The 21,419-nt window shown below is 39.6% G+C and carries 21 protein-coding genes; 5 read left to right on the top strand and 16 right to left on the bottom strand.

Annotated features, from left to right (window positions below; translation table 11 throughout):
- Positions 1-94: 94 nt before the first annotated feature.
- Both ACOZIR_RS05140 and ACOZIR_RS05135 read right to left on the bottom strand, forming a co-directional pair.
- Positions 95-220, bottom strand: coding sequence for a hypothetical protein (locus ACOZIR_RS05140; protein ID WP_016765178.1), 126 nt, complete (start codon positions 218-220; stop codon positions 95-97).
- A gap of 139 nt (positions 221-359) precedes the next feature.
- On the bottom strand, positions 360-875 hold the full coding sequence (locus ACOZIR_RS05135; protein ID WP_045295023.1) for an enoyl-CoA hydratase/isomerase family protein: 516 nt from the start codon (positions 873-875) through the stop codon (positions 360-362).
- Between the two features lie 242 nt (positions 876-1,117).
- On the opposite strand from ACOZIR_RS05135, the gene ACOZIR_RS05130 reads away from it, so the two are divergent.
- Positions 1,118-1,486, top strand: coding sequence for a winged helix-turn-helix transcriptional regulator (locus ACOZIR_RS05130; RefSeq protein ID WP_013084552.1), 369 nt, complete (start codon positions 1,118-1,120; stop codon positions 1,484-1,486).
- A 22-nt stretch (positions 1,487-1,508) separates the two neighbouring features.
- Here the strand turns inward: ACOZIR_RS05130 and ACOZIR_RS05125 are convergent, their stop codons facing one another.
- The 8 genes from ACOZIR_RS05125 to ACOZIR_RS05090 all read right to left on the bottom strand — a co-directional run bounded on the left by ACOZIR_RS05125 (position 1,509) and on the right by ACOZIR_RS05090 (position 9,152).
- The gene (locus ACOZIR_RS05125; RefSeq protein WP_045294972.1) at positions 1,509-2,723 is read right to left on the bottom strand and encodes a cytochrome P450; all 1,215 of its coding nucleotides are present in this window, start codon (positions 2,721-2,723) and stop codon (positions 1,509-1,511) included.
- 169 nt (positions 2,724-2,892) lie between these two features.
- Positions 2,893-3,288: a DoxX family protein gene (locus tag ACOZIR_RS05120; protein WP_045294974.1), complete on the bottom strand. Its 396-nt coding sequence runs from the start codon at positions 3,286-3,288 to the stop codon at positions 2,893-2,895.
- A gap of 155 nt (positions 3,289-3,443) precedes the next feature.
- Complete coding sequence (locus tag ACOZIR_RS05115) at positions 3,444-4,865, bottom strand: glycosyltransferase family 2 protein (RefSeq protein WP_421535524.1); 1,422 nt, start codon at positions 4,863-4,865, stop codon at positions 3,444-3,446.
- A gap of 44 nt (positions 4,866-4,909) precedes the next feature.
- Positions 4,910-6,133 (bottom strand): nucleotide sugar dehydrogenase, encoded by a 1,224-nt coding sequence (locus ACOZIR_RS05110; RefSeq protein WP_421535523.1) that lies wholly within the window; start codon positions 6,131-6,133, stop codon positions 4,910-4,912.
- Positions 6,126-7,652 carry a glycosyltransferase family 2 protein gene (locus ACOZIR_RS05105; protein ID WP_045294979.1) on the bottom strand — a complete coding sequence of 509 codons (1,527 nt, stop codon included), beginning with the start codon at positions 7,650-7,652 and terminating at the stop codon, positions 6,126-6,128. The genes ACOZIR_RS05110 and ACOZIR_RS05105 overlap by 8 nt, the downstream gene beginning before the upstream one ends.
- 1 nt (position 7,653) lies before the next feature.
- Positions 7,654-7,854 carry a hypothetical protein gene (locus tag ACOZIR_RS05100; protein WP_013084559.1) on the bottom strand — a complete coding sequence of 67 codons (201 nt, stop codon included), beginning with the start codon at positions 7,852-7,854 and terminating at the stop codon, positions 7,654-7,656.
- 18 nt (positions 7,855-7,872) lie between these two features.
- A complete protein-coding gene (locus ACOZIR_RS05095; RefSeq protein WP_045294981.1) occupies positions 7,873-8,220 on the bottom strand; it encodes a DUF2642 domain-containing protein in 348 nt (115 codons plus the stop codon).
- A gap of 257 nt (positions 8,221-8,477) precedes the next feature.
- Positions 8,478-9,152, bottom strand: coding sequence for an NlpC/P60 family protein (locus ACOZIR_RS05090; RefSeq protein ID WP_045294983.1), 675 nt, complete (start codon positions 9,150-9,152; stop codon positions 8,478-8,480).
- A 185-nt stretch (positions 9,153-9,337) separates the two neighbouring features.
- Here ACOZIR_RS05090 and ACOZIR_RS05085 point away from each other — a divergent pair, with 185 nt between their 5' ends.
- Positions 9,338-10,627 carry a globin-coupled sensor protein gene (locus ACOZIR_RS05085; RefSeq protein ID WP_114896460.1) on the top strand — a complete coding sequence of 430 codons (1,290 nt, stop codon included), beginning with the start codon at positions 9,338-9,340 and terminating at the stop codon, positions 10,625-10,627.
- Positions 10,628-10,667: 40 nt separating this feature from the next.
- Here the strand turns inward: ACOZIR_RS05085 and ACOZIR_RS05080 are convergent, their stop codons facing one another.
- From ACOZIR_RS05080 to ACOZIR_RS05070, 3 genes are all read right to left on the bottom strand, one after another.
- Positions 10,668-11,198 carry an HTH-type transcriptional regulator Hpr gene (locus ACOZIR_RS05080; RefSeq protein WP_045294984.1) on the bottom strand — a complete coding sequence of 177 codons (531 nt, stop codon included), beginning with the start codon at positions 11,196-11,198 and terminating at the stop codon, positions 10,668-10,670.
- A gap of 196 nt (positions 11,199-11,394) precedes the next feature.
- On the bottom strand, positions 11,395-12,258 hold the full coding sequence (locus ACOZIR_RS05075; protein WP_045294985.1) for an RsiV family protein: 864 nt from the start codon (positions 12,256-12,258) through the stop codon (positions 11,395-11,397).
- A complete protein-coding gene (locus ACOZIR_RS05070) occupies positions 12,255-12,755 on the bottom strand; it encodes an RNA polymerase sigma factor (protein WP_251445055.1) in 501 nt (166 codons plus the stop codon). The genes ACOZIR_RS05075 and ACOZIR_RS05070 overlap by 4 nt, the downstream gene beginning before the upstream one ends.
- Positions 12,756-12,913: 158 nt before the next feature.
- Here ACOZIR_RS05070 and ACOZIR_RS05065 point away from each other — a divergent pair, with 158 nt between their 5' ends.
- The 3 genes from ACOZIR_RS05065 to ACOZIR_RS05055 all read left to right on the top strand — a co-directional run bounded on the left by ACOZIR_RS05065 (position 12,914) and on the right by ACOZIR_RS05055 (position 16,069).
- The gene (locus ACOZIR_RS05065) at positions 12,914-14,323 is read left to right on the top strand and encodes a polysaccharide deacetylase family protein (protein ID WP_045294987.1); all 1,410 of its coding nucleotides are present in this window, start codon (positions 12,914-12,916) and stop codon (positions 14,321-14,323) included.
- Positions 14,324-14,507: 184 nt separating this feature from the next.
- Positions 14,508-14,741 carry a hypothetical protein gene (locus tag ACOZIR_RS05060; protein WP_045294989.1) on the top strand — a complete coding sequence of 78 codons (234 nt, stop codon included), beginning with the start codon at positions 14,508-14,510 and terminating at the stop codon, positions 14,739-14,741.
- A 167-nt stretch (positions 14,742-14,908) separates the two neighbouring features.
- Positions 14,909-16,069, top strand: a complete 1,161-nt coding sequence (locus tag ACOZIR_RS05055; RefSeq protein WP_310878507.1) for a hypothetical protein — start codon at positions 14,909-14,911, stop codon at positions 16,067-16,069.
- 50 nt (positions 16,070-16,119) lie between these two features.
- On the opposite strand, the gene ACOZIR_RS05050 is transcribed toward ACOZIR_RS05055, so the two are convergent.
- The 3 genes from ACOZIR_RS05050 to ggt all read right to left on the bottom strand — a co-directional run bounded on the left by ACOZIR_RS05050 (position 16,120) and on the right by ggt (position 21,178).
- Complete coding sequence (locus ACOZIR_RS05050) at positions 16,120-17,553, bottom strand: amino acid permease (protein WP_043978423.1); 1,434 nt, start codon at positions 17,551-17,553, stop codon at positions 16,120-16,122.
- 230 nt (positions 17,554-17,783) lie between these two features.
- Positions 17,784-18,683 carry an arginase gene (gene rocF / locus ACOZIR_RS05045; protein WP_045294993.1) on the bottom strand — a complete coding sequence of 300 codons (900 nt, stop codon included), beginning with the start codon at positions 18,681-18,683 and terminating at the stop codon, positions 17,784-17,786.
- A 416-nt stretch (positions 18,684-19,099) separates the two neighbouring features.
- Positions 19,100-21,178 (bottom strand): gamma-glutamyltransferase, encoded by a 2,079-nt coding sequence (gene ggt / locus ACOZIR_RS05040; protein WP_421535522.1) that lies wholly within the window; start codon positions 21,176-21,178, stop codon positions 19,100-19,102.
- Positions 21,179-21,419: the final 241 nt, after the last annotated feature.

Genomic DNA, 21,419 nt, shown 5'->3' with positions numbered 1-21,419 from the left:
TAGTATACTGAAAAATAATGAACTCCACAACAAAAAGGGCTGAGAAAGTCTCAAGCCCCTTATCTTTATAGGTCGTTCCTCTACTTATTAGCTATTACTGTTTCCAAAAAGTTAGCAGATGAATGATGGCTGACACCACTTCTACCCCTTGAAACGCCAGTAAACCTGCTGCTGCCGCTGTAAACAATCCGACTACCGCTTCTTTAAAAATGAATGGCATTGATACCAGCTCCTTTGCTTATTTAAAATAAGTAGATTTGTTATCATTCTACTACTTTTTTCAGAATTTTCAATACCTTTTTATCAACAAAATAAAATAAAAACGCTTTCACTTTATAAAAATAAAGTGAAAGCGTTTTTTAAGCTTCCTTTTCTAATGCGTTCAGCGTAAGTGAATATTCTAATCCTTTTCCTTTTTGCACAACGTGCTGCACTTTGCCCATGTTGCACGCTTCTTGCGCACTAACGGTCATGCCATTTGTTAACTTGAGCTGCACAGGTTCTTCCGCAATTCGTACGTCGCATGCTAAAGCTAACTCATACCCTCCGCCAAACGTAAAGTTTGTAAGAAGCGCAATTGTTTGTTTGGAGCTGCATGAAATACGCTGAAAAATCGCTCGAGCTGCTACAGCATGAATAGGCTGATAAAGCCTTCCTGTTTCTTCACGCAGGAAAGAGGTTGTTCTATGATCTCCGTTCATTTTGTAGTACTCTCCCATAAATACAATAGATCCAACCGACGAATCGTGCTGCAGCTCATTCATCGTTTCCTGAAGTTCATACATAACTTCACTGTTCAAACGATTGAGCATCGACTGATTCATTCGTACAACCGCCACATGATTTCTTTTTTCTACTTTGATAAATCTTTTCATCGTTCCTCCGCCCTTTACCCTGTTGTTCTTTATAAATAAAGCGCTTTCAAAAAAATTCGCTTTTTAATAGAAAAGTTATTTTCATAGTTTCATCATACAACAAACTCATAATTATTTCCATTACTTTTTTAATTTTCCGTCAATAATTCCATGAATCATTTCCATGTTTTTATCAAATAAGACGTGCTATAGTATAAACAGCACAAATGCAGCTGAACTCACTGATAAAAGGAGTAATCACTATGAAATACGACTTAACAAAATGGGAGCCTCACGGCTATTCTTGCCCTGTGGAAGCAGCCGTTGATGTAGTCGGAGGCAAATGGAAAAGCGTCATTTTGTATCAATTATCGAAGGAACGCCGGCGCTTTAATGAGCTGCGCAGACTCATTCCCGGCGTGACGCAGCGAATGCTCACGCTGCAGCTTCGCGAACTCGAGCGCGACGGAATCATCCACCGCGAAGTCTATAAACAAGTTCCGCCTAAAGTAGAATATTATTTAACACCTTTTGGAGAAACGCTCATCCCTATTATCGAGCTGATGTTTAAATGGGGATATGATCATACGGATAAAATTGCTGAAGCGAGAATTCAAGCAGAAAAAGAGTAAAAAGCACGCAAAGCGTGCTTTTTTATACATGTTTACGAATTAATAATTCTTTTAACCCGTACACAAATGTGCTTTCAATCGGCTTCAACTCAAATGCTGGGCTCCAGTCCATCTGCGGATAGCGGTCAATCAGCTCAGCCAGCATAATTTTTGCTTCTATTCGAGCAAGCGGTGCTCCTAAGCAAAAATGAATGCCTCTTCCAAATGCCATGTGCACATTTGGCTTTCGATCGATTTTAAATACATCCGGGTCTTCAAAGTACTGAGCGTCTCGATGCGCAGAGCCCATCCATGGAACGACGTGTTCGCCCGCTTTTAGTTTCTGACCGGCAAGAGTCACATCTTCTTTTACGATTCGGTGAAGAGCCTGAACGGGTGAACGATAGCGAAGAACTTCTTCAATCGCAGAAGGCAAAAGCTCTTTCTCTCGTTTGAGCCGTTCAAACGAAGCTTTATCTTCCATTAAACAATAAATTGTATTTGAGATTAAATTCGTGGTTGTTTCGTTTCCTGCAATCAGCAGCAAAATGGAAAAACCGACGATTTCTTCATCCGTTAGCTGCTTCCCTTCTTCTTTTGCCTGAAGAAGTACGGAAATAATATCATCTCCTGGCTGCGTGCGTTTTTCTGCAATGATTCGATAAAAGTAAGTTTCTAACTCATCGTTTGCTTTCATTTTCTCTTGCTGCAGTTTTTCGAGCGTTTCACGTTCATTATTCGATGGACCCGCTACGATAATATCCGACCAATCTTTAAACTGGCGCTGATCTTCGATCGGCACACCTAAAATATCGGCAATTACCATAACCGGAAGCGGATAGGACAGATGCTCGACTATATCAATATCTTCAAGATGCTCCACTTCTTGTAATAATTCAGCGGTAATACGCGCAATTTTAGGCTCCCATGCTTTCATTGCTTTAGGCGTAAAAGCTTTATTAACAAGCGCTCTCATTTCAGCATGCTTAGGCGGATCAATATTAATTAGGCTCGTTCCTAGAGCAGTTTGCCTTTGGTTTTGTGGAGGTCTTCGATCAGAAGAAAAAATATTCTTTTGTTCCAGCACTTCTTTGACCCCGTCATAGTGAAAAACATCCCATACCTGCCTTTCTTCATCCCATTGCACAGGCGCGCTGTTTCTCATCTCTTCATACCATGAAAAAGGATTAAAGCGCTCTTCTTTTGTTTGAATCGTATTCACTTGACGGACAATTCCGTTTTCTCTTTCGGTTTTCATGTTAAAACCTCCCCGTATCGTTCAAATAGAATGACTGTGTAGTCATCTATGACCAAATAGTACCATATATACGAATTTCCTTAAAAATGATAGCTGTATATTTTAGTAAAAATGAATCGATAGAAGGATATTTTTTACAGAAAAGGGTAGGCGCATAGCGCCTACCTTTTTAAGAATAATGTTCTTCTTGTTTTTGTAATCGGTTGTCTAACGCGTACGCGCCGCTTCCCGCTAGAATCATATGAAGCGAAACGACAAAAAGGGCAACCTCAAGCTCATAGCCGCCTGTAAAACCAGCACCGTTTTTCGCTGTAAAAATAGCGCCAATCATCACAATCGCAAACAGAACACCGATTAAACGCGTTTGAAATCCAAGAATCATAGCGGCTCCCCCTACGAATTCAATAACCGCAACCGCATAAGCGAAAAATGCAGGAATGCCCATGCTGTGGAAAAAACCGACCGTATTATCAATACCGCTTTGGAATTTGCCAAGTCCATGAATAAAAAACGTTAGCCCTAACATAAGACGAAGTAAAAACGTTCCAAGCTGATAGCTTTTCATTTCTTTTCCTCCTTTTTTACTTTTGTCTGCACATGTAACAATTTTAGTTACAACTGTGAACAAATTCAAGGGGTTAGAACAGAAAAACAAGATATCAGCAAATTTCTTTATCTCATTTTAAACGTTTCTTTTGGAAGTAAGACAATACTCCCTGCTCAGTCACGCTGAAGATAAGAGAGAAAAGCAAAAATATGATCGTGAATAATGAGTTCTGCTGTAGGAGAATGGCTCTTCAATGGCAGGTGCTCAGAATATCGAAACCGGTTGAATTTATTTACATCAACATGGTGAACAGCCTGCACATGAAAATCTTCCATTATCGCTTTTACTTGAGCAAAAGGCGGCATCACAAGAGATTCGGTTCCAATTTTTTGCAGGCACTCTCTGCTTATGGCATGAGGAACAGCTGTCATCGAGCTCATTAATAAATCCTTTCTTCCTACCGTCTCATTTAACACGTACTTCCACCCCTGCACAACATGCGTGAGCTTGGCTTCATCTTCACATACGTTTAAAGCTACATCAATACCGCTCGCTACTGCTGAGACAAACGGATACAACTCTTGAGCTGAAAGAACAAAATCCCCGTCTATAAAGAGAAGAATATCTCCCGTTGCTGCAAGGGCTCCTGCAGCTCTTCCGCAATCATGTCCTAACCGCTCATCGTAGACGAGGGTTTTGGCACCCTGTTCTTTGGCATATGCCTCCGACTGATCAGTAGAACCGTTAATGACGACAATGATTTCTAATGGCTCAAGTTTTCTTGCTTCTGCAATCACTTGTTTGATTGTTCGTTCTTCGTTGCAAACCGGAACAATAACAGACAGCTGTTTGCCTCCATAAAAAGAAGATAATTTCCCCCAGCCGTGCTCAACAACTGGAAGGGGCTGTGCGAGCATATCCACTCGCCTTTTATGATTTGACGCAAGTGTATAGTATGTTTGAAGAAGCTGCTGATAGGATTGAATTCGCTCTTTGCTGCGCAGCGGGCGATCAAACGGGCGAAAGCTTCCTTTCCCCTCTGTTTCAATCGACATAGACATACTTACGCGGTACTGTGTTAAAAACGTCACAAATAAAGAAAGAGGAGACAGCTCCCAGTAGTTCTTCAAAACGCTTAACAGCACCCCGTAAGGCGCTTTTAAATAAGCATTGGCATAATGAGACTTCCCAATCGCATGATGTAAAACCGCACTCCACGTCAGCTCGCTGCGGTTGCAAGCATTCATTTTCGTTTTTCCCCACTTGTTTAGCACAACTTCGCTATGTCTAAATAACAGCGGCTGCACAAAACGTTCAAGCTCGGAAGCAGACAGAATAATATCTCCGTCTACAAATAAGACAGCATCTCCTTTAGCAGCTTTTGCCCCTTCCATTCTGGCTTCATGTGGAGAAAGACGTTTTCCCATTACTTTTACCGTACATCCCTCTTCTTTCGCTATTTTCACTGAAGCATCGGTACAACCATTTGCGACCACAATAATCTCAAGCACATTCACTTTTTTAATTTGTTTAAGCACGTTTTTTAGCGTTTCTTCTTCATTGTAAACGGGCAGAACGACAGAAAGAGTTTTCATTGATATCCCCCCTAAAAAAAGAACCACTGAACAATTCAGCGGCTTCATTCATTTAAAATACCTCTTGTATCCACAACTTTTTTTGCGTATTTTACAATCGACCAATCGATTTGACTGTGATCGGTTAACACAAGTACAACATCGTTTTTTTCAACTTCTTCTTTTGTCAGCGGGACAGAGAAATACATTTGCTTATTTAATATAGCGGAGTCAATGTAAGGGTCATGATACGTCAGCTCATATCCTTTTGCTAAAAGACCTTCACATACCGTCAGCGCCGGCGATTCACGCATATCATTTACGTCTTTTTTATACGCCATGCCTACAACAAACACGCGTTTCTCATTTGCTGCGAGCTGCTTTTCAACACGTCTAATTACTTTATTTGGCATTTCTTCATTAATATGATGAGCCGCTTCAATAAGTTCGCTCGTTAATCCATTTTGCTTTAGTTTCCATAAAAAATAAAGCGGATCAACGGGTATGCAGTGTCCTCCAATTCCGGGACCTGGATAATACGGTGTGAACCCAAAAGGCTTAGTAGATGCAGCCTGTAAGACCTCATGAAAATCTATGCCTAATTCCTCGCACAGTTCATTTGTTTCATTCACCAACGAAATATTGACAAGGCGCTGAATGTTTTCAAACAGCTTGCACATTTCCGCTACTTTTGGAGAAGAAACAGGTACGACCTGCTGAAAAATATTTTCATAAAACGTCTGCACGTGATGAAGGCAGTCTTTACTGTAGCCGCTAATCACTTTTGGAATATACTCAATGTCGTACGACTTGTTTGCTGGATCGACTCGCTCTGGAGAATAAGCTAAATAAAAATCAACTCCTGCTTGCAAATCAGACTCCTTTAAAATAGGTAAGACGACTTCTTCAAGCGTGCCTGGATAGGTAGAGCTTTCATAAATAACGGTTTGTCCTTTTACCATATGTTGTTTCAAAAACGTAGATGCGCTAATAACGGGTCCTAAGTCTGGATTATGTTTCTCTGTAATAGGAGTTGGCACGGTCACCACTACATAATCACATGCTTGAAATGCGGAAATACCTTTTTTCAATTCATATGCTTGAAAGTTTTTGTGGCTTTGAATCACATCATTACGTACATCTTGAATATAGCTTTTCCCTTGTTTTAGCGCTTCAATTTTCCGGACGTCAATATCAAGTCCAATCACGGTATAGTTTTTCTTAGCAAACAAAAGAGCAAGCGGCAGTCCCACATACCCTAGACCAATAACGGCAACTTTTTTATTCATTCTTCAACACCTCAAACAAAAGATCATGTCTTCGTATGTCCGGAAGAAATTCGCCTCTTTCGCTAGTTTGGCTAATATAGTACGCCATGGCCTCTACATAATCTCCTAGAATTCGCTGAGTTGATGCTGCTAGACCTTTGACTTTCATATGCTCTTTTCGAATTCGGTTCGTTCGCGCCACATCTACAAAATGAACGGGCTGAACCGTAAAGCCGTACATGATACTTTTCAATTGAAATAAAGGGGGAATAATAAGAGAATCATAGCCCACTTTCTCCATTACATCTCGTTTAATTGCATGCGGAATAGCCGTCGTTGTATTAATCGTTAGATCAGGACGTTTGCAAACAAGATTAAGAAAATATTTCGCCGCACTTACCGAGTGAATAGGATGCACTTCGTCAAGCAGACACTCTAAATTATTAAGCGCTACATCAATCCCTTGGTCAGCAGCTTCTAAATACGGACGTAAATTCCCCGCAGAAATAACAATGTCTCCATCTATGAACAAGCAAACTTCACCACTGCTGTACATTGCACCAATTGCTCGAGGTACATTGTGTCCGAGCCGCTGCTTGTAATGAAGAACAGTAGCTCCGGCTTCAATCGCTCGCTTAACCGTTACTTCATCGGCTCCGTTGGCAACCACGATGATCTCTTCCACTCCGGCTTTTTTTACTTCTTTAATAACGTTTGCAATCGTTTCTTTTTCTTCACCTACTGGAATAACAGCACTGTACTTAACGCCTGCTTTCCGCTTTACACTTGGTGTATAAGCGGAAACAACTTCTCGATTTCGATCGCCATCTGTTAGTCCGCCTCTTATGCCTTTTTCTTCGATAAGATGAGCTAACGCTTGAATGTGATCTCCAATAATATAATTAGTAGAAATAGGAAAAGGTGAATTGGTAGGAATTGTTTTGTGGGTGGTTCTAATCTTATTTGTATAAATAACGTCTGAAGAACACGGTGCAACGATTGACATTCCTTTTAAAAGAGCAATCGTTTGAGCGAGCGCGGGATGAGCTAAGTTCTCATATCCAATTTCAGCAGCCGATGTTTTTTTAATGGCATGAGGAATAGCTGTTAAGGCTTGAACGGATAAACCTTCACGCTGCAAGCACAAGTTCAACATGTATTTTGCAACAGAAACAGGATGAGGACGCACCTTTCGTTTCATAATCCATGTAAGATTATTTAAAGCGATATCATGACCGGTTTCTATAGCTTGAGTATATTTCATCAGTTCCTCGTGAGGAACCGCAATATCTCCGTCCAAAAAAAGCAAAATATCTCCTTTTGCTTTTTTAGCCCCAATGGCTCTTCCGATATTAATGCCAAGAGCTTCCTCATAATAAACGACGCGGCAGCCTGCATCCTCGGCTATTGCCTTCGTTGCATCACTAGATCCATTTACTACAACAATAATTTCAAACGGCTTTATTTTTTGGGCTTCGTTAAGCACAGGTAATAATGAATCTTCTTCGTTACAGGCTGGAATAATCACTGATACTTTCAATCTACTCAACTCCGCTAAAAATTCGAACATACGTGATGGCTACTAGTGGGATGGTTACGTCCGTGGGCTCACCATATGAGCTTGATGTACGTACAACAGCCGCTGCGTCCGTAACAGCAAGCAGTGTTCCATTAATAACGTCGATAGCTGTGATAATTTGCACAAATGAGCCAACATTTTCTCGTAATGTATCTTGAAACATACTTTTCTCTCCTTTCGTTTAAGCGCTTTGAATAGTAACAATGCTTGTAAATGGAAGTAACACCGTTGATGTTGGAGACTCTACTAATTCTAAATAATCATCCCCTACAAATGTCACAACACCTTCTAGTGGACCAGCCGTTGTTTCAATTACAACTTCTTTCCCAATATACTGCTTGGCAATTTCTTTAAAAGGTGATTCTTGAGATTCTTTAATAATACTTATTACGTATTCTTTAAACGTGTCAGAATAAACGACTTCTTCTACTGCTTTTTTTGTGTTTTCCTGAATAAATTCAGCAAATCGATTTGAAAACAACAGGTGTTTTATCTTTTCTATATAGCGACGGTAACAACAAAAAAACATAAAGTTTGTTCCTCCTTTTTATACTGTTATCCCTTCAAATTACCTACAACAATTGACGCAACCTAAGAGATTACTTTATCAATATATACAAGCTCTGTCGTAAAGGTGACAGAATTTTTGTCTTATCTTCATACAAATATGCACATAACTAGCCCATTTTTCATAGAATTATTCTTTGTTATCTAGTCCTGCTGAAACGAAAACAAAAAAAAGACAAAGCCTTTTAGCTTTGCCTTGTTTATTTATTAAATTATGAGTCAGTTGGCTGCAATACGCTTTGCTCCTATATAGCGCTCTTTCCAATAGCTTGAATTTTTATCGCTGATTGTAACGCCTTTAGAAGACGATGCGTTAATAAACTTTCCGTCTCCAAGATAAATGCCTGCATGAGAAGGACCTTCTTTGTACGTTTCAAAGAAAACAAGATCTCCTACCTGCGGTTCACTTACATTTTCACCTGCTTTATAGATATCTTCAATCGTTCTTGGAATATCAACGCCTACGCTTTCTTTATATACGTACTGAAGATATCCACTGCAGTCAAATCCCGAAGGTGTGGTGCCGCCCCATTTGTACGGCGTACCCATTAAGGATTTTGCTTTGCTGATTACTTTATCCGTATTCACTTCTGATTCGCCTTCTACAACGCCGCCTTTACCTAATGCATTGTATGTATTCTCTCCAACAACTCCATCTGCTTCTAGGTTATGTTTCTCTTGAAAAGCCATAACCGCTTTTTTTGTTTCATAATTAAAATAACGCGATACTTCGCCTTTTAAAAATCCTTTATCTTTTAAAACCGTTTTAACTTGTTCAACATCCTCATTTGTCATCCCTTGTTTTAAAACCGTGTCGCCAAACGCAGCATGTCCCATTGCCGGACTTGCAAATAAAGCTCCTCCTACAAGAAGCGCCGATAGCATTTTTTTCATTTCGTTTCCTCCCCGAATCATGTTTTAAGCACCGTACAACCATACCATCTGCGGATAACAATTCAATTAATAGAAGATAACAATTTGATAACAATCTTCTTAAACAGCCTCAACTCTTGGATGTAAAACGCCGAAATATAAGAAGAAGAGAAACACAACTATTCTAGCAAATAAAGGTGATAAACATGAATTGGTTTAAACGAAACAACGTACCCGCCGAAGCCGCGACTGTCGAATCCATCACTGTAAAGCTTCATGTATCGAACCCGGTGATAAAAAAGCAGATTAACATGATTTCTTTAACAGCAGAGGACCTCGAACGGATTGCCAGATTTCAAGTACACGCGCTGAACGCCATCGAAGAAATCGTGAATGATTTTTACAAAGCTATTGGCGAACAGGCTCATTTGGTTGCGATTATCGAAAAGCACAGCAGTGTCCACGCATTAAAACAAACGTTAAAACAGCACATCTTAGAAATGTTTGATGGACAAATAGACGACGCTTTTGTGGTAAAACGTCAAAAAATCTCCAAGATGCACGTTAAAATTGGACTTGAGCCAAACTGGTATTTGTGCGCATTTCAAAATTTATTTACGTCGCTTCTTTCAGTATGTGAACGTACGATGGAATCGAAAGAAGATTGTCTTGCTTTTATTGCAAGTATGACAAAGCTTATTAGTCTAGAACAGCAAATTGTGTTAAAAGCCTATGAGCTTGAATATGACGAACAGCGCGCTGGACTTCAGACTCAAAAAGAGCAAATTCAGCTAGAAATCTCTCGTACATCATCTATCCTTTCTTCGTTATCTGAAGAAACGAAGAAATTTATGAATCAAATGCACAATCAGTCTTCTGACGTCGTTTCTTATGCAAACAAAAGCTCCCAATTGGCAGAAGTCATTGAAAAAGAATCCGTTACGAGTCAAGCAAAATTAAAAGAGGAACAAAACATGCTTGGAAGCATACAAAAAAATACGTCGCTCATTCAAAACAAAATGAAAACGCTCGAACATACATCACAGCAAATTCATCAAATCGTTTCGATTGTTACTTCTATTGCGGAGCAAACGAATTTATTAGCATTAAACGCTTCGATTGAGTCTGCTCGAGCAGGCGAGCATGGAAAAGGATTTGCAGTGGTGGCACAGGAAGTACGAAAACTTGCAGAAGAAACGAAGAAATCTATTTCTAATATTTCTACTTTTATCGGAGACATTCAAAAACAAATCGAAAGCGTCTCGGCGTTAGGCGGAGAAGTCGCTACATTAACAAAAGATACGGCTGACAATATGAACAATATTACTTCTTTTTTCACGAATGTCCTTAGCATAACAACCGAGAACAAACAGCAAACCGTTCTAACAAAAAAAGAGCTTGATAAAATCGCTGACGTAATGAAGCAGCTATCTCTGCGGATTGAGAAGATGGCACATTCCTCAGAAGAACTTGAACGGTTAACTGAAAAAAGTTGATATGCAAAAAAGCCTTCTCAGCTTGCACAAGAAGGCTTTTTTATTTTTTCAAGCTAGCGGGCTCTTGAGAAGAACGTTCGATAAACTGGACAAAATCCTCTCCGTATATGCTTCGAATCAGAGCCGTCAGCTCTACAAAGTCAGGCAGCTCTCCGTAAACATCTCGCAGCGGCATCGCTCCTTGAAACAAAGGATTTTCAAGAGGGTTATAATCCTCGATCGTTTTTAAAAACATCTTTTTTCCTTCTTCTGTGAGCTGTACGTATGTATTCCGCTTATCTTTCTCATTTTTAGAAAGGGTAAGATAGCCCCGCAGGTGCAATTTTTTTGCAAAGTTAAAAGCTGTGGATAAATGCATAACGCCTAGCTTTGAAATGTCGGTCATTGAAGCAATTTCCAGCTGATAAGCAATCCCCAAAATGTGATGCTCATTAATGCTCAGATCGTACGGCTTAACCCACTGTTCCCAATCCTTTTCAGTAGACTTCCAAAGAGCTTTGCTTACTTGCATCACAAGCTGATTAAACAGCATGGCATCTTTAATCGTATCTTGATTTAACGTGCGTTTCACCTCTTCACTTCCTCTCTAGAAATGCAACCGTTCACATCATTTTTCCCTAAGACTTTATAAATAAAAAGAATGAAAATATATACAGAATATTATACATGATTGCTTATATATTTCAACTTATTTTGCATAAAAATAAATTTAAACGTTTCTTTATGTAAAAAAACAGGCGTGAACGCTGAACGTTCACGCCTGTTTTTTAATGAATATACCGTTTACCAACTAGAAGGTTTGAAATAACGCCCGTCGGAATTTCAAACTCAATGTTTCCCATATATCCTGGAGCGACTTTGTATTTATCAAATACAATTCTAAGCTTGTGATCTTTTGTAATGTAGAAGCTTTGATTTTCAGGAATCTCTTTAAAAGGATCCATATCTTCTTCAGTCAGCCAGTAGATTTTGCCTTCTTCATGCTTCATGTGATCTTTCATTTGCTGTTTAATATTTTCACTAATGACCTTTATATAGCGTTTATCTTTGAACAAACTTGGAAGCGTAACGAGCACTTCGTGTTTTTTATCAATCGTGTCGTACTGATTGACGCTCGACGTTGAAGCTCTCGATTCTTCCACATATCGATGAACCACAAGCAAATCATCGGTATCCGTCATAATACTATAGCCGCTGCTGACAGCCACGTTTCCTTTCTCTCCTTTTTCTAATGTTTTCATCTCTTTTTTAAACTGTTCATACAGCTTCTCATTTTCTTTTATATACTTTTCATTCAAGCTTGTTTGAAGACTTTTGTTTTCCAAGCCTGAAATTGATGGTGTTTTCACGTCAATACGAGAATGCTTTTCTTCTTGCTTTAGTTCATCAAATGTGATCACTTCTACTACTTTTCCAAGTACAGGGATTTTCGCCATTGCATTTGCCGCATCTGGACTTGCATTCACCGTTGTGATAAAAATCATCGCTGCTGCCGCAATCGCGCTCGGCCAAATGTAGAATTTCTTTTTACGAGGGTGTGAAGAAAGTGCCTTTGCAACAACATCATCTAATTCGTCTGGAATAGGAATGTCATGATACTGCTTCTTTAACTTTTCTATTTTTTCATTCATTGTTCTAAGTCCTCCTCCGTCATCGTAATCCGCAACAGGTTCAACGCTCTGTAGAGTCTTGTCTTTACCGTATTTACATTTTCCTCAATAATTTCCGCAATTTCGTCCATTTTTAAATCTTCGAAAAACCGCAGAATAATAATGGTCTTATATTTAACCGGCAGCTGATCCATTGCTTGTTTTAAATCGATATCTTCATACTGATCTTCACGTCCGCTGCTCAGATACTCAAGCGCTTCATCGTTCACAAGCGTTAAACGTTTATGCTTACGCAGGAAATCGATTGCTGTTCGTACAACAATTTTATAAAGCCAGCTTTTAATCGATTGAATATCCTTGATACTGTCCATTGAAATGAGTGCTTTTTTAATCGATTCTTGCACTATATCAAGCGCATCTTCTTGATTTTTCACGTAGCTAAAAGCAAGCCGGTAAAAATCCGCTTTATGCTCGGTTATGCACGCTACGAGCATCTGATGTGCATCATGTTTTTTCATTGTCTTTCATACCCCTTCTATTTTTTCTTGCTGAAGTACATCTATAAGGTAGACGGAATGAGTAGAAAAATAGTTTGGTTTTTTTCAAAAAAGTAAAACTAAATGATGGTCTCATGCGTCTATTAGGTAGATATATACAAAAAGGGGAATATTACTACATGAAAACCATGGGCTACAAACGTATTTTGACAATGCTTGGATGCTGTATTTTGTTTCTTGGTACAGCAGGGTATATCGTCAAAGCAAACAGTACAGAGAAAAAAACGGCAAGTATTCAAACAGATCAAACCTATCCAAACGTTGAAATTCAAACGCTAGTTAAGGACCTTACCGACGGAGGCTATGCCATTAGTTACCCTTCCTTTGGTAAAAAAGAAATCGATCAATCCATTCACGCTTACGTAACAGATCAAGTGGCACACTATGAAAAAAAGCTGAAGAAGCAGTCAAAAAAGAAAAAATCTGAATTAACGATTACATATAAAATCGTCCATTACAGCAAGCAAACGCTAAGCGTTGTCTTTGATGAATATGAATCTGTAAATGGAGAGAAAGGAACGTCTTCTCTCAAAACTTTTACATTTGACCTGCCTGCTCAAAAACAAATAACGTTAAAGAATTTATTTAACGAGGATGCAAACTATTTAGATCGCCTTTCGGCTATTTCATATGCTGAATTAAAAAAACAAATGAAAAAAGCTGATTTTGACCCGGACCTTCAAAAAGGAACTCAGGCAGCTGATCAAAATTTCAGTCAGTTTGCGCTGCTTGAAAACAGTATTGTGATTTATTTCAAGCCTTATCAGCTAGGTGCTGAACAAACGAAAACGAAAACAATCGCGATCCAAAAAGATTTATTTAAAGACATGCTGAGCGATGCTTACAAAGACGAAGCAGCAAATAAAAATAAAGTCAAAGAAACGCCTCCAAAACATATCGTTAACGAACTGCCCCAGCAAGGAGCGCCTATCGATCCAACTAAAAAAGTCGTTGCGATGACCTTTGATGATGGACCTAGCCCTTCATCTACAAATGTGATTTTAGATGGATTAAAAGAAGTGAACGGGCACGCTACCTTTTTTGTGTTAGGAAGCCGCGTTCAATATTACCCTGAAACAATCGAACGTATGGTGAAAGAAGGCAACGAAGTCGGAAATCACTCTTGGGATCACCCTCAGCTCACTCGTTTAAACGAAGTGCAGGTCAAACACCAAATAGGAGATACTCAAGCGCTCATTAAACAAGTCAGCGGATATGAACCACTGCATCTACGCCCTCCCTATGGAGCTGTGAGCGCAAATGTAAGACGTTATATCGGAAATATTGGCGTGACTCTATGGGATATCGATCCTGAAGATTGGAAATATAGAAACGTTCCTCACTCCGTTCAAGCAGTCATGAGTCAAGTCAGAGACGGGAAAGTTATTTTAATGCATGATATTTATCAAACAAGTGCCGAAGCAGCCGTTGAAATTATGAAGAAGCTTCATACACAAGGATATCAGCTTGTTACGATTTCAGAGCTAGAACAAGTAAAAAAAGAGCGGGAACAGCTGCACTTGCATTAGAGAATCGCAGACGAATTCGCTGCAGCCATTATGATGGTTGCAGCGCTTTTGTTTTTTAGCTTTTTCCAAATAAATGCTTTGTATGCAATTTTTAATAGAGCAATCCAAGCGTAAGACCAAAAAAATAACAAAAACTATCGGTAGAATGTTTTTAAGAAAAAAATAAAAACGGAGAGTGAGACATATGAAAATCGTTTGGATATCAGCTTTGCTGTTAGGATGCTTAATGGGATTTTCTATCGGTGTGGATATGATGCAAGGATTTAGTTTTTCCATGGCCTTGCAAAATCCCTACAGTCCGTTTCGTGTTATAGAGTTTGCTGAACTATTTGTCCTTTTTTTCCTTTTGTTCTGTTTTGCAGTTGAAGTATTTTACCGCTCATTTAAAGTAAAAAAAGCAAAACAGCAACAAAAATAAAACTCCGTAAAAAACACATATTTCTCCTTTTTACCACCTATTCTCCTTTCCATTTAAATGTTATAATTTTCATAATTGGAGAAACTTTTACACGCCTTTCTCCATGGAAAGCTGTACGCTTAAACTACAAAATAAATATTAACTTTGAACTAAAAGGTGAAGAAATGATGAAAAAAAAATTAGCCGTTATTAGTACAGCTTGCTTACTTATTCTTGCAAGTGACCCCGTCTCTTCTTATGCTACTCCTGATTCCTCTTCGGACGTTTTGGATCAGCCAACAAGCGTTACAAATGAAGATGTAAAAGCTATTTTTGACTCTCTCTATCAAGAAGGCTATTCGCTCGGAGAAGAAGATGGATACGCAGAGAAAAAATTCGAGCAGTTTGATCAAACAACAGGACTGGACAAATCTTCTGAAGAATTCACATGGTTTATGATGGGGTATACGGTAGGATATAAAAAAGGACAGCAGCAAAAAGAGGAAGAACTCAAGACTGAACAAGAAAATGAAATGGCTGCCGGCGAAGAGGAAGGCTATCAGCAAGGCATCCTTGATTACAAACATGCTACGATTCAATCAGAAATCGACCCTTTCCCTTCTAAGTCATCCGACTGGAATAAAGGGTATGTTCAAGGCTACAAAAAAGCTATTTCTTTAATGGATCTATCTGTTAAAGCAAAAAAAGAAGGCTATGACCAAGGTCTTGAAAATGACTCAATGAGCGTTCCCAGCATGTATGATGATGAGGATGTCACACGTCAGGCTTTTACAGAAGGCTTTGAAACCGCTCAAGCCGAAGTACTGAATCAGCAAAAAAAGCAGTTTGAAAAGCAGGGCTACGTACAAGGCTATCACGACCTTTCATTAGAAGTACCTGCAGAAGCAGAGGGCGAATTGCAAACAGCCTTTGAACAAGGATACGAAAAAGGACAGAAACAAAAACAAAAAGACGTAAAAGCAGACGGATACGACTCAGCTTTCACTTATCAGACCTATAGAGCGCCTAAAAGTCTTCAAGACAAGCCTGAACTAGTAAAATGGTACAAAGCAGGTTTTTATTCGAATAAAGATGTGAAATCTTTACAGCAAAAAGCTTATAAAGACGGCTGGAAACTAGGAAAAGAAATGAGCGTTCCAAAAAAATACAAGCAAAATAAAGCTGCGGTGGCGATGTACAAGAAATATTTTGAACAAGGCCAAAAAAAGCAGGATAAAACAGTGAGTCATATCCTGCTCGGCAGCGGTATTGTTCTTACACTGGTTGCCCTTATCATGCTATGGAGACTTCGCCTCCGTAAAAATGAAGAGACAACACTAGATAGCTAAAGACGAGTACATAAAAAAACCCGGAAAATTACGATTTTCCGGGTTTTTTGTTAAATAATCATTCGTTTATTTTCCGCAAGCTGAACTTCTTGTTCTTGTTTTGACTGATTTTGTTTTCGAATTTTCAAATAATAATAAACATAGCAGCCTATAAAGAAGATACCTCCGCAGTATAACGCCATTCGCTGCTCGGGATCAAACGCAAGACTGATCATAACGATACAGTTCGTAATAAGCGCTACGATAGGAAGAACCGGATAAAGGGGTGTTCTAAATTTTAGATCTTCTACTTTTCCACCTTTAGCCACGTAAGCACGACGGAACGCAAGCAGTGAAGCTGTAATCGCAATCCAGCCAATTTGAGCGCCAAGTCCAGCGAGTGAAATCAGCCATACGAAAACGGTTTTAGCTGCCACTACGCTTGAAAGCAGCGAAAAACATGAAATCACAAGCGTAATTAATAGTGCATTAAACGGAACCCCTCTTTTGTTGACTTTTCCAAGCGCAGGACTTGCCATTCCTTCTCTTGAAAGAGAATAAAGCATACGTGTAGCCGCGTAAAATCCAGAGTTTGCGACTGAAAGAAGAGCTGTTAAAATGATAAAGTTCATAATATCCGCCGCATAAGGTACACCTACACTGTCTAACACAACAACAAACGGGCTTTCTACGACGCCTGCTTTTTCACGAGGAATCATGCTTGCTAGGACAAACACGGATAAGACGAAAAAGAAAAGCGTACGCCAAACCGTTTGCTTGATCGCTTTTGGAATTGTTTTTTCCGGATTTTCACTTTCTCCTGCCGCAATTCCAATCAATTCTGTTCCTTGAAACGAAAAGTTCACCGTAATCATCGTAATCAGCAAAGCCGTTACGCCATTTGGAAACAGCCCTTCGGCAAAGAAGTTTGATAAAAGCGGTGCTTCCTGTCCGCTTTTCATATCAATGAGTCCAAACATTGCCGCTCCGCCTACAACAATAAACATAATGATGGCGAAAATTTTAACGCTTGAAAACCAAAATTCTGTTTCACCAAATGCTTTAGCTGAAAGTGCATTTAATGAAAAAATTAACGCTCCAAAAATGGCGCACCATAACCAAACGGGCGAGTCTGGGAACCATCTTTGCATTAATTGTCCGGCAGCTAAAAACTCAAGTGCAACCGTTACTGCCCATCCTAGCCAGTACAGCCATCCAATCGCAAAACCAGTTGCAGGGCCTATAAATTTCGTGGAGTACGTTTGAAACGATCCTGCAACTGGCATAGCAACGGATAATTCTCCAAGACACAGCATCGTTAGATACATAATGATCCCTCCTACTAAGTAGGAAATCATTGCTCCCATCGGACCTGCTTCATTGATGGTATAACCTGACCCAAGGAAAAAACCGGTACCAATACATCCCCCTAGTGATATCATAAAAAGATGCCTTGTTTTCATCGTTCTTTTTAATTCTCCTGGCTGCCCCTGTGGAATATTCATCCCATTTCCTCCCTTTGCTGCATAAAAATGAAATCGCTTTCATTTTTTTAGGTTTATTTTGTTTTTATATCCGCTTATTAAGTAGCTCTTCATGACTGAAGTCGATTGATGCCGGATGATTTTCAAATGGCGCCAGCCCCGTAGCGAGGATGGCAGCCGCTTAGTCCTGCATGACCGTTTCTTGGATCATAACAGATTTTCTCCATACAATACCTATAAGTAGCTTTTTCCTATAAAAGCTTATCGCCAAACAATGAACTCATTAACGCAACCGCTACTTCTGCAGTTTTGTTATGCTGATCTAAAATGGGGTTCACTTCTACAAATTCAGCGGATGTGACCATGTCTGCTTCCGCTAACATTTCCATTGCTAAATGACTTTCTCGGTAGCTGATGCCGCCTTTTACAGGTGTACCTACGCCTGGTGCATCATCTGGATCTAAGCCGTCTAAGTCTAGCGACAGGTGCACGCCGTCTGTACCGCTTAAATAATCAATCGTTTCTTTCATCACTTGCGTCATACCTAAACGATCAATTTCATGCATGGTATACACTTTAATTCCTTTTTCTTTAATTAACTCTTTTTCACCATCATCCAACGAGCGAGCACCGATAATAACTAGATTTTCAGGTTTAATTTTTGGCGTATATCCTCCAATATTTAAAAGCACAGGATGTCCAATACCCAGGCTCACCGCTAGCGGCATGCCGTGAATGTTGCCTGATGGAGAGGTTTCAGCGGTGTTTAAATCGCCATGAGCATCATACCAAATAACGCCTAAATTTTCTGAACCTTTCGCGACTCCTGCAAGCGTTCCAATCGCAATGCTGTGGTCTCCGCCTAATATTAATGGAAAGCGGTCTTGCTTCTTCACTTCTTCAACTCTTGCAGCAAGCTGTTCATTGCCACTCGCTACGGCCGCTAAGTTTTTTAGATTCGTATTTTTATCCACGTCTGCCCGTTCTTTAATCTCTACTTTAATATCGCCTTCATCGTGTACGGTATAGCCAAGAGCTTCTAAGCGTGTATTCATGCCCGCATAGCGGATTGCGCTCGGCCCCATATCTACGCCCCTTCTTGTTTGCCCGTAATCCATTGGTACACCGATAATTGAAATTTCTTTTTTCATTTTCTATACCTCCGTTGCATTTTATTCTGTGTGAAGTAAACATAGGCGTTTATTTAACTATGTATTTTTTTCATTGATACAGCCCCTCATCTATTTCTTATGCAAAAATGATGCCAACTTTGTTTGTAGCATTCTATCAGTCTTTTTATCACGGGTTTTCTTATATATGCCAAAAAAACTGTCGATTTCTACAACTTTTTGGCAAACCATGCAAACTTTTTTGTCATTTGGCTTAAAATCGCCAATTTTATTTGCTTTCATAAAAAAAGAGTGAGACATAACAAAATTCATTCAACAGCTAGAAGCCGCTGCATCGACGAAAACTATAGTCACCATAGCAATAAAAAAATCCGAACGAGTAGGATTCCTCGTTCGGATTTTTATTCAACTAAACTACTTTTATCCCAGCGCCTTTTTTAATTTGTAATAATGTCTCCATCTTCATCATCGCCGCTATCATCTTCACCAGGATCTTTTTCTAATGAGACTACTTTCTTTTCTTCATCCCATTTCACTTTGTAGCCAAGTGATTTGGCTACTTTGATAACCGATAAATAGGAGTGGTGATTTGGCTTATACAGCTTTAAATCACTCGAATCAATGACGCCTAAGCCTAACAGCAGGCGATCCGATTGAACGTAAGGCTTTCCATCAATCAGCTTCACTTGCTTATCAGTAAATGGATAAACGGCACGGTTGACTTCAACCGTAAACTCTCCTTTTTTCTCTTCTTTAATTGGTTTTGGCTGTTTGGATACATATTTAATTGCGTCTACTCCTAATACCGTGCCTTGGCGCGTATTATCAGCGCCTCCGTACATTTTCCCCGTTTCATAGTCATAGATAACCGCTTGAACGTTTCCAATATGCTCAGGCTTTTCTTCAAACGCATGTCCTTTAGCCATCATTTCAAGAATTGTATCTTGGCTAAAACCAGGCTCCCATCTTACGGTTGGATAGCCGCTTGAATAAATACGAGGTGTTAAAATCGCTTTTTGAATCGGCATCTTATGGTCAATAACATTCATAATCGTTTCTGCTACAGACGCAATAATGGTTGGGCCTCCCGGTGAGCCAATTGCCATGAACGGCTTTCCGTCTTTTAACAGCATCGTTGGAGACATGCTGCTTCGAGGACGTTTTTTAGGCTCAACCTGGTTCACGCCTCCCGGAGTGGCATCAAAATCCGTCATTTCATTGTTGAGCATAAATCCGTAGTCAGGAACCATAATTCCTGAACCAAAAACTTGTTCAATGGTAGTCGTGTAAGAAACCATATTTCCCCATTTGTCTACAACAGAGAAATGAGTCGTTTGGCCGATTGGATTTTCTTCCTTTACTGTTGCTTTATTTGGATTTTCTTTTCCTTCATATTTCCAAGGGTCTCCTTCTTTGACATTAGGCGTTGCTTTGTTTGGATTAATTAATTTACGACGTTCTTTAATATAATCTTCATCTAACAGTCCTTTTTTCGGCACTTCGTAAAAGTCTTCATCTGCCATATACGCCGCGCGGTCCGCGAAAGCTAAGTGCATCGCTTCCGTTAAATGCTGCAAATACTGAGGCGTATTGGAACCCATTTTTTCTACATCATAACCTTCCATTAGCTTTAAAATCTGCTGCACGGTTAATCCGCCGGAGCTAGGAGGAGCCGCACTAACCACATCGTAGCCTCGGTAAGTTGTTTTGACCGGCTCACGTTCTTTTACAACGTAATTTTTCAAATCATCCATGGTCATGCTTCCATCGCGTTTTTGAACTTCTTTAACAAGCGCTTTTCCAATTTCTCCTTTATAAAGAGCGTCTGATCCTTCTTTTTGAATAAGCTTTAATGTTTTAGCAAGATCCGGCTGAACAAGCTTATCTCCTTCTTTTAACGGCTTGCCATTCGGCACGAATACATTACCGGCCGTTTGGTATCTTTCAAGCTTGTCCGCATTTTCATCAATGTACTGAGCCATCGACCAATTTACTTTGATTCCTTGTTCTGCTTGAGTAATAGCTGGTTTAATAACATCTGATAAGTCCATTGTTCCATAATCTTTAAGGGCTGTTTCTACTCCTTTTAGCGTACCAGGAACTCCAACTGCTTTTCCTGTTATGTGACGCTTACTGAAAGGGATGACTTTTCCTTTTGAATCTAAAAACAGCTTAGGCGTGACATCAGCTGGTGCCATTTCACGGCTGTCTAACATCGTAATTTTATCTTTCTTTTTTTCATAAATCATCATAAAGCCGCCGCCGCCTATACCTGACATCATCGGTTCCACAACGTTTAGAGATAATTGAATGGCAGCTGCCGCATCTACAGCGTTTCCGCCTTCAGCTAAAACTTTCCTCCCCGCTTCAGCAGCCAGCGGGTGAGATGCCGCTACAATTCCTTGTGTAGCACCCCGTTTCATTGAATGGTCGACACCCGGAACTTCAGCAGCAGCTGGTGTGACAACTAAACATAGACTAAATAACGCAATAGCCAACATCTTCATAACCTTCATCTGGGTCTCCTCCTTCAAATACATTATTTCACATCGCCTGAGACGATGGATTCCCCAAAGAATAAATTGGTTTATTATGATATTTTTTACATATGTGTATAAATAAAAAGCAAAGTAAATCATACCTTTGCTTTTTTAGTTAATCGCATGTTTAACTTTTCTCTCTATTCATTTACAATTATCTATATTTTCTAACAATTTATCCATAGGCTGATAGTTTCTTACTATTTTTGGAATTATG

The sequence above is a fragment of the Priestia sp. D3YE.R1 genome, assembly GCF_049199565.1.
GTDB classification, from domain to species: Bacteria; Bacillota; Bacilli; order Bacillales; family Bacillaceae_H; genus Priestia; species Priestia aryabhattai.
This window is presented reverse-complemented; position numbering and strand designations above follow the sequence as displayed.

Excerpts from the sequence above, each read along its gene's own strand:
- ACOZIR_RS05140 (WP_016765178.1), bottom strand. The coding sequence starts at position 220 with ATGCCATTCATTTTTAAAGAAGCGGTAGTCGGATTGTTTACAGCGGCA.
- ACOZIR_RS05135 (WP_045295023.1), bottom strand. The coding sequence starts at position 875 with ATGAAAAGATTTATCAAAGTAGAAAAAAGAAATCATGTGGCGGTTGTA.
- ACOZIR_RS05130 (WP_013084552.1), top strand. The coding sequence starts at position 1,118 with ATGAAATACGACTTAACAAAATGGGAGCCTCACGGCTATTCTTGCCCT.
- ACOZIR_RS05125 (WP_045294972.1), bottom strand. The coding sequence starts at position 2,723 with ATGAAAACCGAAAGAGAAAACGGAATTGTCCGTCAAGTGAATACGATT.
- ACOZIR_RS05120 (WP_045294974.1), bottom strand. The coding sequence starts at position 3,288 with ATGAAAAGCTATCAGCTTGGAACGTTTTTACTTCGTCTTATGTTAGGG.
- ACOZIR_RS05115 (WP_421535524.1), bottom strand. The coding sequence starts at position 4,865 with ATGAAAACTCTTTCTGTCGTTCTGCCCGTTTACAATGAAGAAGAAACG.
- ACOZIR_RS05110 (WP_421535523.1), bottom strand. The coding sequence starts at position 6,133 with ATGAATAAAAAAGTTGCCGTTATTGGTCTAGGGTATGTGGGACTGCCG.
- ACOZIR_RS05100 (WP_013084559.1), bottom strand. The coding sequence starts at position 7,854 with ATGTTTCAAGATACATTACGAGAAAATGTTGGCTCATTTGTGCAAATT.
- ACOZIR_RS05095 (WP_045294981.1), bottom strand. The coding sequence starts at position 8,220 with ATGTTTTTTTGTTGTTACCGTCGCTATATAGAAAAGATAAAACACCTG.
- ACOZIR_RS05090 (WP_045294983.1), bottom strand. The coding sequence starts at position 9,152 with ATGAAAAAAATGCTATCGGCGCTTCTTGTAGGAGGAGCTTTATTTGCA.
- ACOZIR_RS05085 (WP_114896460.1), top strand. The coding sequence starts at position 9,338 with ATGAATTGGTTTAAACGAAACAACGTACCCGCCGAAGCCGCGACTGTC.
- ACOZIR_RS05075 (WP_045294985.1), bottom strand. The coding sequence starts at position 12,258 with ATGAATGAAAAAATAGAAAAGTTAAAGAAGCAGTATCATGACATTCCT.
- ACOZIR_RS05070 (WP_251445055.1), bottom strand. The coding sequence starts at position 12,755 with ATGAAAAAACATGATGCACATCAGATGCTCGTAGCGTGCATAACCGAG.
- ACOZIR_RS05065 (WP_045294987.1), top strand. The coding sequence starts at position 12,914 with ATGAAAACCATGGGCTACAAACGTATTTTGACAATGCTTGGATGCTGT.
- ACOZIR_RS05060 (WP_045294989.1), top strand. The coding sequence starts at position 14,508 with ATGAAAATCGTTTGGATATCAGCTTTGCTGTTAGGATGCTTAATGGGA.
- ACOZIR_RS05055 (WP_310878507.1), top strand. The coding sequence starts at position 14,909 with ATGAAAAAAAAATTAGCCGTTATTAGTACAGCTTGCTTACTTATTCTT.
- ACOZIR_RS05050 (WP_043978423.1), bottom strand. The coding sequence starts at position 17,553 with ATGAATATTCCACAGGGGCAGCCAGGAGAATTAAAAAGAACGATGAAA.
- rocF (WP_045294993.1), bottom strand. The coding sequence starts at position 18,683 with ATGAAAAAAGAAATTTCAATTATCGGTGTACCAATGGATTACGGGCAA.
- ggt (WP_421535522.1), bottom strand. The coding sequence starts at position 21,178 with ATGAAGGTTATGAAGATGTTGGCTATTGCGTTATTTAGTCTATGTTTA.